Below are 13,112 nucleotides of genomic sequence, written 5' to 3' on the forward strand. Positions count from 1 at the left end.
GTCGCGGTTCTCGCACGGTCAGAAGCCGGTTTCCGTTTCCTGATTCCCCGCCGGGGCGCCTCCGATCACATCGGGCCGCGGTACGGCCTCACATCAGGGTCTCGCTCCGGTCGCCGGACCACTCGGTGTGGAAGGTGCCCTCCCGGTCGACGCGCTGGTAGGTGTGGGCGCCGAAGAAGTCCCGCTGCGCCTGGATGAGGGCGGCGGGCAGCCGGTCGGCGCGCAGCGCGTCGTAGTAGGCGAGCGAGGCGGAGAACCCGGGCGTGGGGATGGAGCCCTGGACGGCGGTGGTCACCACGGCCCGCCAGGCGTCCTGCGCCTCGCCGAGCTGACGGGAGAACCGCTCGTCGGCGAGGAGCGTGGGCAGCGCGGGGTCGGCCGCGTACGCGCTGCGGATCTCGCCCAGGAAGCCGGCCCGGATGATGCAGCCGCCGCGCCAGATCTTGGCCACCGCGCCCAGGTCGATGTCCCAGCCGAACTGCTCCGCCGCGGCCTGGATCATGTTCCAGCCCTGTGCGTAGGAGACGATCTTCGAGGCGTACAGCGCCTGCTCGACCTGGTCGACGAGGCGGTCGGCGTCCTGCCCGGCCGCGGCGGGCAGCTGGGGGCCGGTCAGCTGCCGGGCGGCGGCGCGCAGCTCGGTGTGGCCGGACAGCGAGCGCGCGAAGACGGCCTCGGCGATGCCGGGGACCGGCGCGGCCACGTCCAGCGCCGTCTGTACGGTCCAGCGGCCGGTGCCCTTCTGCTCGGCGGCGTCGGCCACGATGTCCACGAAGGGCTTGCCGGTCTCCCCGTCGGTGTGGGCCAGGACCTCGGCGGTGATCTCGATCAGGTAGGAGTCCAGCACACCGGTGTTCCAGCGGCGGAAGATGTCCGCGATCTGCGCGGGGGTGCGCCCCGCCGCCCGCCGCAGCAGGTCGTACGCCTCGGCGATCAGCTGCATGTCGGCGTACTCGATGCCGTTGTGCACCATCTTGACGAAGTGTCCGGCGCCGTCCGAGCCGATATGGGTGCAGCAGGGCTCGCCGTCGACATGCGCGCTGATCTTCTCCAGCATCGGCCCGAGCGCGGCATACGCCTCCACCGACCCGCCCGGCATGATGGAGGGCCCGTGCAGCGCGCCCTCCTCACCGCCGGATACGCCCGTCCCGACGAAGTGGATGCCCTGCTCGCGCAGGGCGGCCTCGCGGCGGCGGGTGTCCTCGAAGTGGGCGTTGCCGCCGTCGATGACGATGTCCCCGGGGTCCAGCAGCGGCACGAACTCGTCGATCACCGAGTCGGTCGGCCCGCCCGCCTTCACCATGATCATCAGCCGCCGGGGGCGCTCCAGCGCCGCCACGAAGTCCGCGGGCTTCTCGGCCGGCACGAAGGAGCCCTCGTGCCCGAACTCCTCGATCAGGGAGCGGGTGCGGGCGGGCGTCCGGTTGTGCACCGCGACGGTGTAGCCGTTCCGGGCGAAGTTGCGGGCCAGATTGCGGCCCATCACCGCGAGCCCTGTGACTCCGATGGAGGCGGTTGACACAGAGGGTGCCATGGCTGTTCCTCGTTTCCTGGCGGGGGTCCGAGCGACACCGACGGTAGCCGGGCCACCCGGTGTGCGCGGTGCCGACACTCACGTCCGGCGCGTCGTGCCAGGACTCCGGCGGCCGACGGCGGCGGACGGTGCCCTCAGCCCAGCAGCGCCGCCACCGTGAGCAGCACCGGAGCCGCGAGGAACGTGGACAGCAGGATCGACTCGCGCGCCAGCCGCGTCGCGGTCTGGTAGCGCACCGCGTAGGTGAAGAGGTTCTGCGCCGCCGGGAGCGCGGAGGTGACGACCGCGGCGAAGAGCGCGGCACCGCTCAGCCCGAACACCCCGGCCGCGATGGCCCATGCCACCACCGGCTGCGCGAAGGACTTGAGCGCCACCGACAGCAGCACCGCCCCGCGGTCCTCGCCGCGCCCGGGCAGGGCGCTGCCCGGCAGCGAGAGGCCGAAGGCCAGCAGCACCCCGGGCACCGCCATCCCGCCCAGCAGCGAGACCGGTTCCATGACCGGCCCGGGGATCCGCCAGCCGGAGGCGGCCACCGCCACGCCGCACAGTGAGCCGACGACGATGGGGTTGCGTACCGGCGTGGTGAGCCGTCTGACCAGCGACGGCCGGTCCTCGCTGCGGCTGAGGTCGATCACCGTCAGGGCGATCGGGGACACGACGAGTTGCTGGAAGAGCAGGACCGGCGCGATCAGGGAGGCGTCCCCGAGCACGTACATGGCGACGGGGATGCCGAGATTTCCGGCGTTGACATAGCTGGCGCACAGCGCGCCGATCGTCGTGCGGCCGACGCTCCAGCGGCGTACGGCGCCGACGGCGATGAACGTCCCCGCCACGACGAAGGTGCTCAGGGCCGTGACGAGCATCGGGACCGACACCAGGGCGGAGAGGTCGGCCCGCGCGAGCGTGGAGAACAGCAGCGCCGGGCTGGCCACCTGGAAGGCGAGCCCGGTGAGGACATCGCGCCCGTGCTCGCCCAGCGATCCGCGGCGCCCCAGGACATAACCGGTGACGACGATGCTGGCGATGACACCGAAACCCGCGATCACCCCGCCCATAAGCATGCACCTTACAAGCGGTTGCCCGCCCATGGGACAGGACCCCGCGAAGGCGCGGCCGGGCGCCCGGGGTCAGCCCGGGGTCACGACTGCCGGTAACCGCCGAGGAACCGCCCGATCCTGCTGATGGCCGACTCGAGGTCGTCGACATGCGGGAGGGTGAGGATGCGGAAGTGGTCGGGGCGCGGCCAGTTGAAGCCGGTGCCCTGCACCACCTGGATCTTCTCGCGCAACAGCAGGTCCAGGACGAACCGCTCGTCGTCGTGGATCCGGTGGACCTCGGGGTCGATGCGGGGGAACGCGTAGAGCGCGCCCTGGGGCTTGACGCAGGAGACCCCGGGGATCTCGTTGAGCTTCTCCCATGCGCGGTCGCGCTGCTCGTGCAGCCGGCCGCCGGGCAGCACCAGGCTCTCGATGGACTGCCGGCCGCCGAGGGCCGCCTGGATCGCGAACTGCGCCGGGGTGTTGGGGCACAGGCGCATCGAGGCCAGCATGGTCAGCCCCTCCAGGTAGTTCCTGGCGTGCTGCCTTGGGCCGGACACGACCACCCAGCCGGACCGGAACCCGGCCACCCGGTACGCCTTGGACAGGCCGCTGAAGGTCAGACACACCAGGTCCGGGGCGAGCACGGCGGGGCTGTGGTGGACCGCCCCGTCGTAGAGGATCTTGTCGTAGATCTCATCGGAGAACACCATCAGATGGTGGCGGCGGGCCAGGTCGAGGATGCCCTCGAGGATCTCGCGCGGATAGACCGCCCCGGTGGGGTTGTTCGGGCTGATGATGACCACCGCCCTGGTGCGGTCGGTGATCTTCGACGCCATGTCGTCGAGGTCCGGGTACCAGTCGGCGGACTCGTCGCACACATAGTGCACGGGCTTGCCGCCCGCCAGGGTGGTGACGGCCGTCCACAGCGGGAAGTCGGGCGCCGGGATGAGGATTTCGTCGCCGTCCTCGACCAGGGCCTGGACGGACATGGACACCAGCTCGGAGACGCCGTTGCCGAGGAAGACGTCGTCCACGCCGATGTCGTCCAGGCCGCGCTGCTGGTAGTGCTGGACCACCGCACGGCGGGCGGGGATGATGCCGCGCGAGTCGCTGTAGCCGTGGGCCTGCGGCAGCATCCGGATCATGTCCTGGAGGATCTCCTCCGGGGCCTCGAACCCGAACAGCGCCGGATTGCCGGTGTTGAGGCGCAGCACGCTGTGTCCGGCCTCCTCCAGCGCGTTGGCCTGCTCGATCACCGGACCCCGGATCTCGTAGCAGACCTCGCTGAGCTTGCTCGACTGCCGGAACTCCATCTCGCGCCCTCCCGGTTCGCTCCGCCTCATCACTCGACGATGGCTTGCTTTGTTCTACCAAGGTGCCACTTGGAAAGTCCAACTAAATGGCTAGACTGGGGCGCATGCCACGCCGAAGCTATGACCAGTACTGCGCGATCGCGCGGGCCCTCGATGCCGTCGGTGACCGGTGGACGCTGCTGATCGCGCGGGAGTTGCTGGCGGGTCCCCGCAGATACACCGATCTCCACACCGACCTGCCAGGGGTCAGCACGGACATGCTCGCCTCACGGCTGAAGGACATGGAGCGCGACGGCGTACTCGCCCGCCGCAAGCTGCCGCCGCCGGCGTCGGTCGCCGTCTACGAACTCACCCCCCACGGCCGCGCGCTGCTGCCCGTCCTCACCGCCCTCGCCGTCTGGGGCGCGCCCGCGCTGGCCGAGCGGCAGCCCACCGACGCCATCCGGGCCCACTGGTTCGCCGTTCCGCTGCTCCACCGGCTGGGGTCCCTCGCCACGGAACACAAAGGGGTCGTCGACGTGGCACTCGAGGAGGGCGGCTTCCATCTGGTGCTCGGCGCGCCCGAGCCGTCGTACGCGGACGGACCGGCCGAGCGCGCGGACGCCCGGCTCGTCGTGGACGCCGACACCTGCGTCGCCCTCGCCCAGGGCACGCTGACCGTGGCCGACGGCATCGCCGGCGGAGCCATCGAGATGACCGGGCGGGGCCCGCTCGCCGACGCGCTGCGCGGCGCCCGTTCCTGACGGCCCGACCGTCACACCCTTCCGGCCGCGTGTGACATGGATCATGCATTCGGCCCGGAACTCGACGCCTCCCGGATCCGACGACTGATGCGGTGCGGCCACCGCCGCACCGTGTCCGCCACCGAACCGGGAGCCGTCCATGCCCGACCGACCGAGCGCCGCCACCACGGAGGACGGCCCAGAGAATCCGCCCACGGCCGCGGGGCCGCCCCGCGCGGCCGCCCCGCCCGCCCCGCCCGAACCGGGGCGGCCCGGGCGGGCCCGGCGGGCCGCGCTGCGTCCGCTGGTGCTGCGACTGCACTTCTACGCGGGCGTGCTCGTCGCGCCGTTCCTGCTGGTCGCGGCGGCGACCGGACTGCTGTACGCGGCCTCCTTCCAGGCCGAGAAGATCATTTACGACCATGAGCTGAGCGTCCCCGTCGGCGAGCGCGAACTCCCTGTCTCCCAGCAGATCGACGCCGCCCGCACGGCCCACCCCGAGGGCACCGTCAGCGCGGTGCGGCCCTCGCCCGAGGCGGGCGCCACGACCCGGGTGCTGCTCTCCGGGGTCAAGGGGGTCGACCCGGACCACACGCTCGCCGTCTTCGTCGACCCGTACACCGGGAAGGTCCGCGGCGCCCTGGAGCAGTACGGCTCCAGCGGCGCGTTGCCGCTGCGCACCTGGATCGACGAGCTCCACCGGGATCTGCACCTCGGCCAGACCGGCCGTCTCTACAGCGAGTTCGCCGCCAGCTGGCTGTGGGTGATCACCGGCGGCGGGCTGGTGCTGTGGCTGGCCCGCCGACGAGCCAAGCGCAGGCTGCGCGCGATCGCCCTGCCCGACCGCACCGCCACCGGCCGCAGGCGGACCATGTCCTTCCACGGCGCGGTGGGCGTCTGGGCGGCGGTCGGCCTGTTCTTCCTGTCGGCCACCGGCCTGACCTGGTCCACCTACGCGGGCGCGAGCATCGAGGACCTGCGCACCGCCCTCCGCCAGACCACCCCCTCCGTCTCGGCCGCGCTCGACGGCGCCGAGCGGGCCGGCGGCGAGCACTCCGGCCACGGCGCCATGCCGGGCATGGGCATGGACGGTTCTCAGGGCGGCGCCGAAGACCCGTCGTCCGCCCGGGACGTGGGCATCGACGCCGTGCTGAAGGCGGCCCGGGCCGAGGGGCTGGGCAACCCGGTGGAGATCGTGCCGCCCGCCGACGCGAAGACCGCCTATGTGGTCCAGCAGATCCAGCGCAGCTGGCCGGAGAAACAGGACTCCGTCGCCATCGACCCCGCCACCGGCGAGGTCACCGACGTGGTGCGGTTCGCGGACTACCCGCTGCTGGCCAAGCTCTCCCGCTGGGGCATCGACGCGCACACCGGCAGCCTCTTCGGCCTGGTCAACCAGATCGCGCTGGCCGCCCTCGCGCTCGCGCTGATCTTCCTGATCCTGTGGGGCTACCGCATGTGGTGGCAGCGCGGCAGCGCCTCCGCGTTCGGCCGCCCCGTCCCGCGGGGCGGCTGGCAGCAGGTGCCGCCGTACGTCCTGGTGCCACTGGCCGCCGCCGTCGCCGTGCTCGGCTACTTCGTCCCGCTGCTCGGTCTGCCACTCGCCGCCTTCTGGGCCCTCGACGTGGTCCTCGGTGAGATCGCCTACCGGCGTGGCCTGCGGACCTACCGGTGATTCCCATCGATTCCCCATCTGTTGAGCCCTGACCGATGAGTTCTCGCGGCCCGGCCGGTCCTACTCCTCACAGGCACCGGAGCCGAGCCGGCAAGGAGAGCACATCATGCAGAAGATCACCACGTTCCTGTGGTTCGACAACCAGGCCGAGGAGGCGGCCAACCACTACACGTCCATCTTCGACGACTCCCGGATCGTGGACATCCAGCGCTACGGCGAGGCGGGGCCGGGGGAGGCGGGCACGGTCATGACCGTCACCTTCGAACTCGCCGGGCAGAGGTACATCGCGCTCAACGGCGGCCCCCACTTCACCTTCACCGAGGCCATCTCGCTCTCCGTGGACTGCGCGACGCAGGAAGAGGTGGACGAGCTGTGGGCGCGGCTCGGCGAGGGCGGGGAGCACGGGCCCTGCGGCTGGCTCAAGGACAGGTACGGGCTGTCGTGGCAGATCGTGCCCAGGAAGCTGACCGAGCTGATGAGCGACCCCGACCCGGTCAAGTCCGCGCAGGTCACCAAGGCGATGCTCGGCATGAAGAAGATTGACATCCAGGGTCTGGTGGATGCGTACGAGCGGTGATTCCGCCACCCGGAAGTGGCCGCCGTCGAGCAGTCGACGGCGGCCACTTCTCTGCCGCCAACCGGTGTCTCCCGGGACCCGGTTGCACCCCCGCACCGGCCTTTCGCACCGCGGCCGACACCCAGTCGGACATTCACACGCGGGGAAACGCGTGTGTTCGAAGTGGTCGCGCAAGTGGATTCGATGGTGTTGTGTGGCGGTGTGGAGGGCACCGTACGCATCTGAACACCAGGCATAATCGCAGCTGCGATGGGCGCAGAAAGGGTACGAAGTGGTGGTGAACGCATTGAGTGCGGACAACAGTGTGGGATCGACGATCGAGGCGCTGGAGTCAGAGCTCCCGCGGCTTGAGGAACAGCAGGAGGCTCTCAAGAAGGATTTGGACGCTGTCACCAAGCGACTGGAGGCGGTGAGCGGGGCTCTGAACAGCCTTCAAGCGCTCTCCAGCGTGCCGGCGCCCGCCGCGGCGCCGGAGGAGGCGGTGGCCGCGGAGCCGGTGGCCGAGGCCACCGAGGACACGGTGGCCGCGGCCGCCGAGCCCGCCCCCGAGGCGGCACCGGAGCCCGACCCCGAGCCGGCTCCGGCCGCCCGGGCCACCGCCACCGCCACGCGCAAGGCCGCCATCGGCCGTCAGCGCAGCAAGGGCAAGGCCAAGGCCCCGGCCACCGCCCGGACTTCGAAGACCGCGGCGAAGAAGGCCACGGCCGGCAAGAAGACGGCCAAGAAGGCCGCAGCGGCGCCCAAGGCCGAGGCGCCCAAGGCCGAGGCTACGACGGAGCGCTCCGGCGGGCTCTCGGAAAACGTGCTGGTCGCCCTGCGCAAGGCAGGCCGTCCGCTGCGGGCCGCTGAGGTCAACGAGGCCCTGGGGCGCGACGAGACGCGCACGAACGTCAACTCCGTGCGCAACACTTTGGAGCGACTCCGCAAGGCGGACCGGGCCAAGAGCGCCGGCCGCGGCCTGTACGAGGCCTGACCCCAGGCCGAGGAGGACGGCGCCTGACGGGCGGACACCGCCCATCCACCGCCCGGCAGGCGCCTCCTCGATGTGTCCCTCTTCGAAGACAGGTCCTAGGCCGTGTCCGCAGAGTCGCGTCGGATCAGCCCGCGGCGTCAGGGGGCACCGCCCAGCGGTAGCTGGGGGCGCGTGCGATCGCAAGGCGGAGGGTCGTCCTCGTACTGGGCGTACTTGGGCGAGCCCGACAACGCAGCGCGGGGGCACCTCCCAGCGGTAGCTGGGGGCGCGTGCCAGGCGTCGCGGGCCCGGCGGGACTCTGCGGACACGGCCTAGCCCGCCCCGCGGGCCGTCTCGGACACCCGGCCCGCCTCGGCCACCTCGGCCAGAGCGGCCGCCGCGTCGCCGGTGAACAGGCGGCGGCCCGCGGCGATGCGGCGCTCGCGCGCATCGCCCGGCGCGGTGAGCGTGTCGAGCACACGTACGAGGTCCCATGCGTCCCGCGCGTGTTCGCTCACGCCCAGGGCCGCCATGTGGCGGACACCCTCCCGGCCGTGCCCCGGAATGGGGCGGTAGCCGACCACGGGCACCCCGGCGGCCAGCGCCTCCAGCGCGGTCTGCCCGGCGGCGTTGTCCACCACGGCCCACGAGGCGGCCAGCACGCCGGCCAGGTCCGGCTCCCAGCCGACCGCCCACACCTCGGGCCACCGCGACAGCTCGCGGCGCAGCCGCTCGTTGCGGCCGCAGAGCGCCACCGGCAGATAGCCCGCCGAGGCCAACAGCCGCGCCGTGGCCGCCAGCCGGGTGCCGGCCCCCCAGGCCCCCGCGGCCAGCGCCACCGGCGGCTTCCCGGGCGCGTGGGCCGCGAACCGCGCTCGCCAGCCGTCCGCCCCCGGGGCGGGGGCGGAGAAGCGCCCGGCCACCACCGGACCGGTGGCCACCGCGGGTCGTTGCACGGCCCGCCGCACGGTGTCGGCCCCCTCGGCCGTGAGGCACAGATACAGATCGTTGCCCGGATGCAGCCATTGGCGGTGCACCGCGAAGTCGGTGACGACCACGGCGCTCGGCACCGTCAGCGCCCCGTCCGCGCGCAGCCCGCCGGTGAGCTGGGCGGCGAGGTGGAAGACCGGGACGACCACATCCGGCCGCCAGCGCTCCACCAGCGCCAGCAGCCGGTGTTCGGCGAGTGCCGCCAGCGGGGCGCTGCCCGGGCGCGGGCCGGGGCCGGGGCGGAAGAACGCGGCGTAGATCCCCGTGTAGAGGACGGGGAGGCGGCGGATCACCGCCCGGTAGCCGGAACGCAGCAACGGGCCGATCCCGGCCGGGAGCAGGGCGAGGACATCGGTCCGGTCCACCCGGTGTCCCCGGGCCTCCAGGCGCCGCGCGAGCTCCCCGGCCACCGCGTCGTGACCGGAGCCCATGCTGGCGCTCACCACGAGGAAACGCCTGCTCACCGGAGCTCCCCGGGAGGGCGTCCGGCGTACTGGTGATCGGGCGGCGGGTGCATGGTCACCTCCGCTGGGGCGCCCGGCCGAGTCGGCGGGTGCGGCGCGTGTGGTGCGTGGTGAAGCCGATCGTGGCTAACTGGAAGTAACCGCTCCGAGAGTCGTCAAACCGTTTGACGGCCGTCCGCCCCGGCCGGCCGTCACAGGGAGTCGCCATGACCCGCCCCCTCCCGGACACAGAAACCCACCGTGGCCCGGCCCGGGGCGCGGAGCGCCCCGCCGCCGCCGGGCCGGGCGTGGCGCTGGTGACCGGCGCCTCCTCGGGCATCGGCGCCGCCGTCGCGGACCGTTTCGCCGCGGAGGGCGGCTGGCGGCTGCTGCTCAGCGGCCGCCACCAGGAACGGCTGGACCGCGTGGCGGCCCGGACCTCCGCCACCGCCCTCCCCGCCGACCTGGCCACCGCGGAGGGCAGCGGCCACCTGGTCCGGGCGGCCTTCCGCGCCGCCGGGCGGGTCGACCTGCTGGTGGCCGGGGCGGGGGTCGGCTGGGCGGGCCCCTTCGGCTCGATGCCGCCCGCGGCCATCGACCGGGTGATCTCCGTCGACCTGCTGGCCGCCGTACGCCTGGTGCGTCTGGTGCTGCCGCGCATGCTGGCCGAGCGGCGCGGACACATCGTGCTCATCGGATCCGTCGCGGGCGGCGTCGGGGTGCGGGGCGAGGCGGTGTACTCCGCCGCCAAGGCGGCCCTCGGCACCTTCGCCGACGCCCTGCGGTACGAGCTCCGCGGGTCCGGCGTACGGGTCACCCATGTCGTCCCGGGCGTGGTGGACACCCCGTTCTTCGCCCGCCGCGGCACCCCCTACACCCGCCGCCGCCCCCGCCCGCTGCCCCCCGCCCAGGTCGCCGACGCGGTCTGGGACGCCGTCGCGCGGGGCCGCGACGAGGTGTACGTGCCCGGCTGGCTGCGCCTGCCCGTGCTGGTCCGCAGCGCGGCCCCGGCGCTCTACCGCCGGCTGGCGGCCCGTTTCGGGTGACGCGGTGCACGACGCGCTGACGGTCCTGCTGGCGCTGTTGTCCGCCCTCGGCAACGGCGCGGCGTCGGTGTTGCAGCGGCGCGCCGCCATGGAGCAGGAAGCCGCCATGGAGCAGGAACACGAGCGGCGGGCGGGGCGCGGGCTCGGGCGGTCGCTGCTCCGGCTGGCCCGGCTGCTGCGGCGCCCGTTCTGGCTGGCCGGCGCGGCGGCGATGGTGGTGTCGGCGGTGGCCCAGGTGGGCGCGCTCGCCGTCGGGCGGCTCTCCGTGGTCCAGCCGCTGCTGGTGACCGAACTGCTGTTCACGCTGATGGTCGGCAGCCTGGTCTTCCGCCACCGCCCGGACGGCCGCACCTGGCTGGCGTTCGTGACGCTGGCCGCCGGGCTGGCGCTCTTTCTCGTCGCGGCCGACCCCTCGCACGGCCACAGCACCGCCGAGAACGGCCGCTGGCTCCCGGTGGGGGTGCTGACGGTGCTCGCCGTCGGCGTCCTGACCGCGGTGGCCCACGCGCTGCGCGGCCCGGCCCGCGCCGCCGTCCTCGGGTGCGCCACCGCCGTGTGCTTCGCCTGCACCGCGGCGCTGATCAAGGAGTTCACCGGCCGGTTCGCCGGCGGAGTGGCCGCCGTGTTCACCAGCTGGCCGCTCTATGCGGTGTGCGGCGTCGGGCTGCTGAGCTTTCTGCTGCTCCAGAGCACCCTGCGGGCCGGCACCCTGGCGGCGTCACAGCCCGCACTCACCCTCGGCGACGCGCTGGTGAGCATCGCCCTGGGCTGGGTGCTGTTCGGCGAGCGCGTCGCCCTGGGACTGCGAATCGTGCCCGAGGCGGCCGGTGTCGTCCTGATGGCGGTCGGCATCGTCGGCCTCTCCCGCTCGCCCACCGTCGCCCACGGCTGGGACACGGCCACCCGCGCCACCACGCGCCCAGCCCGCCCGCCTCGCGCGGCGCGGCGCACCGGAAGCGGGGACGCGTCGTGACCGGGGCGGCGGCCCGGCGCGGCCAGGGTCCACGGCGCCTCGTGACGGGCGGCGGTGGTACTTCCCGGCCGGGGGCGACGGCCCCGCGTGACCGGGAGCGGTGGCGGCCCCTCGTGTCCGGAAGCGGCGGTCCTGCGCCACCGCTGGAGGCAGCACAGGTGAGCCGCCCATGAGCGACGGAACGGCCGGACTCGGCAGCCGCCACGGGACCGCGCGTGGCCGGGCCGAGACCCTGGTCGTGGCCGGGGGGACCCTCGTGGCGGTCGCGCACGCGGCCCCCGCCGCCGTCCGGCTGCCGGGCGCGCGGCGCGCCTTCCCGGCCCTGGCGGGCCGCGGCCGCCCCGACCACATCGCCCTCACCTTCGACGACGGACCCGACCCCCGGTCCACCCCGTACTTCCTCGACGCCCTCGACGAGCTCGCCGTACGGGCCACCTTCTTCGTCCTCGGCAACAGCGTGCTGCGCCACCCCGACACCGCGCGGGACATCGCCCTCCGGGGCCACGAGCTGGCCGTCCACGGCTGGACACACAGCCGCCCATGGCTGCCCGCGGTCACCCGCGATCTGCGCGAGGTCGCACACGCCGCCCGCGCCGTACGGCTGGCCACGGGCGCGGTACCGCGCTGGTACCGGCCGCCGTACGGGATCCTGACCGGCGGCCGCCGGCTGGCCGCCGCACGGGCCGGGCTCCGCCCCGTGCTGTGGACGGCCTGGGGCCGGGACTGGACCGCCCAGGCCACTCCGGCCTCGGTGCTCGCCACCGTGCGCCGCGATCTGCGCGGCGGCGACACGGTACTGCTGCACGACACCGACCAAACGGCCGCGCCCGGCTGCTGGCGGGCAGCCCTCGGCGCGCTGCCCGCCTTCGTCCGTGCCTGCCGGGACGAGGGCTGGGCGGTGGGTCCGCTGGCCGAACACGGGATCGACGGCTGAGCGGGGCCGCGGCCACCGCACCCGACGTGGCAAGGCTCAGGGCAGGGGCTCCCACACGGCCGTGCCGTGGACCGTCGACAGCCCGAGCACCGCGCACCCCATCGCCCCGGCCGCGCCCAGCACCGCCAGCCGCGCCCGCTCGCTGTCCTCGGGGGGGAAGGCCACCCGGATCTGATGGCCGTACGCCGTCTCGTACGTCAGCTCCCAGCCGCCGTCCACGGTGGCGAAGTGGTCCTGCCGTCTGCCGTCGTACTCGGACACCATGCCGCCCCGGTCGGCGGTGGGTGCCAGCGCCTCGCGCAGGATCCGCAGCCGCTCCGGATAGGGCCGCTCGCCCTCCGCCAGCCGGACGTAGACATGGGCCAGCTCGCGCGCCGGGTCGAACCACGGAGCCAGGCCGGGCTGGTTGTCGGGCAGGGCCTCCGAGACGATCCGCCCGGTGAGCCACCCCTCCAGGAAGTCGACGGCGCCCGGCCCGTACTCCTCGTAGTCGTCGTCGCGTGACCACACCACGACCGGCCACTCGTCCGGCGGCCCCACGGTCCGCCAGCACAGATGGTGTCCGCTGCCGGTCACCGCCCAGGCGATCAGCCCGCCCGGCTCCGGGAACAGCGGGTAGGGGTAGTGCTCCGGAAACATCTCCCGCAAGTCGGCGTAGTCCTCCAGCAGATCCGCCTCCAGCCGGACCGGATTGTCGTCGCCGAAGGGTGTGCACACCGCGATGTGGTCGCGGAACTCGCCCCGCCCGTACGTCTCCACCAGCGCCTTGAAGTCCGCGGGCAGCGGCACCCCCAGCGCGGCCTCCGCCGCCTCCCAGTCGCCGTGGCCGTCCACCGGTTCGGGCGGGGGCGGCACATGGCGGACGAGCTCGGACAGCGGGGCGCGGGGAGAGATCACGGGCACAGCGTAGACG

12 protein-coding genes are annotated in these 13,112 nt (G+C 73.7%); 7 read left to right on the top strand and 5 right to left on the bottom strand.

The window, feature by feature from the left end; all coding sequences use genetic code 11:
- Positions 1–88: 88 nt before the first annotated feature.
- The 3 genes from gnd to ABTY62_RS29795 all read right to left on the bottom strand — a co-directional run bounded on the left by gnd (position 89) and on the right by ABTY62_RS29795 (position 3,887).
- Entirely contained in the window at positions 89–1,534 is a 1,446-nt protein-coding gene (gnd, locus tag ABTY62_RS29785) for an NADP-dependent phosphogluconate dehydrogenase (RefSeq protein ID WP_352132509.1), read from the bottom strand.
- Positions 1,535–1,668: 134 nt separating this feature from the next.
- Positions 1,669–2,589: an AEC family transporter gene (locus ABTY62_RS29790; RefSeq protein ID WP_352132510.1), complete on the bottom strand. Its 921-nt coding sequence runs from the start codon at positions 2,587–2,589 to the stop codon at positions 1,669–1,671.
- 83 nt (positions 2,590–2,672) lie between these two features.
- Positions 2,673–3,887: a pyridoxal phosphate-dependent aminotransferase gene (locus tag ABTY62_RS29795; RefSeq protein ID WP_352132594.1), complete on the bottom strand. Its 1,215-nt coding sequence runs from the start codon at positions 3,885–3,887 to the stop codon at positions 2,673–2,675.
- An 86-nt stretch (positions 3,888–3,973) separates the two neighbouring features.
- On the opposite strand from ABTY62_RS29795, the gene ABTY62_RS29800 reads away from it, so the two are divergent.
- The 4 genes from ABTY62_RS29800 to ABTY62_RS29815 all read left to right on the top strand — a co-directional run bounded on the left by ABTY62_RS29800 (position 3,974) and on the right by ABTY62_RS29815 (position 7,834).
- Complete coding sequence (locus ABTY62_RS29800) at positions 3,974–4,630, top strand: winged helix-turn-helix transcriptional regulator (protein ID WP_502997543.1); 657 nt, start codon at positions 3,974–3,976, stop codon at positions 4,628–4,630.
- 139 nt (positions 4,631–4,769) lie between these two features.
- Positions 4,770–6,284 carry a PepSY-associated TM helix domain-containing protein gene (locus ABTY62_RS29805; protein WP_352132512.1) on the top strand — a complete coding sequence of 505 codons (1,515 nt, stop codon included), beginning with the start codon at positions 4,770–4,772 and terminating at the stop codon, positions 6,282–6,284.
- A 106-nt stretch (positions 6,285–6,390) separates the two neighbouring features.
- Positions 6,391–6,861: a VOC family protein gene (locus ABTY62_RS29810; protein ID WP_352132513.1), complete on the top strand. Its 471-nt coding sequence runs from the start codon at positions 6,391–6,393 to the stop codon at positions 6,859–6,861.
- Between the two features lie 277 nt (positions 6,862–7,138).
- Positions 7,139–7,834 carry a prephenate dehydrogenase gene (locus tag ABTY62_RS29815; protein ID WP_352132514.1) on the top strand — a complete coding sequence of 232 codons (696 nt, stop codon included), beginning with the start codon at positions 7,139–7,141 and terminating at the stop codon, positions 7,832–7,834.
- A 311-nt stretch (positions 7,835–8,145) separates the two neighbouring features.
- Here the strand turns inward: ABTY62_RS29815 and ABTY62_RS29820 are convergent, their stop codons facing one another.
- Positions 8,146–9,267, bottom strand: coding sequence for an MGDG synthase family glycosyltransferase (locus ABTY62_RS29820; RefSeq protein WP_502997544.1), 1,122 nt, complete (start codon positions 9,265–9,267; stop codon positions 8,146–8,148).
- Between the two features lie 206 nt (positions 9,268–9,473).
- Here ABTY62_RS29820 and ABTY62_RS29825 point away from each other — a divergent pair, with 206 nt between their 5' ends.
- The 3 genes from ABTY62_RS29825 to ABTY62_RS29835 all read left to right on the top strand — a co-directional run bounded on the left by ABTY62_RS29825 (position 9,474) and on the right by ABTY62_RS29835 (position 12,199).
- Positions 9,474–10,292 (top strand): SDR family NAD(P)-dependent oxidoreductase, encoded by an 819-nt coding sequence (locus tag ABTY62_RS29825; protein WP_352132515.1) that lies wholly within the window; start codon positions 9,474–9,476, stop codon positions 10,290–10,292.
- A 4-nt stretch (positions 10,293–10,296) separates the two neighbouring features.
- On the top strand, positions 10,297–11,265 hold the full coding sequence (locus ABTY62_RS29830; RefSeq protein WP_352132516.1) for a DMT family transporter: 969 nt from the start codon (positions 10,297–10,299) through the stop codon (positions 11,263–11,265).
- 169 nt (positions 11,266–11,434) lie between these two features.
- Entirely contained in the window at positions 11,435–12,199 is a 765-nt protein-coding gene (locus ABTY62_RS29835) for a polysaccharide deacetylase family protein (RefSeq protein ID WP_352132517.1), read from the top strand.
- 36 nt (positions 12,200–12,235) lie between these two features.
- Here ABTY62_RS29835 and ABTY62_RS29840 read toward each other — a convergent pair whose 3' ends face one another.
- Positions 12,236–13,096 (bottom strand): SMI1/KNR4 family protein, encoded by an 861-nt coding sequence (locus ABTY62_RS29840; RefSeq protein WP_352132518.1) that lies wholly within the window; start codon positions 13,094–13,096, stop codon positions 12,236–12,238.
- Positions 13,097–13,112: the final 16 nt, after the last annotated feature.

Origin of the sequence: Streptomyces sp. NPDC097640 (assembly GCF_040302705.1) — a bacterium.
Lineage (GTDB): Bacteria > Actinomycetota > Actinomycetes > Streptomycetales > Streptomycetaceae > Streptomyces.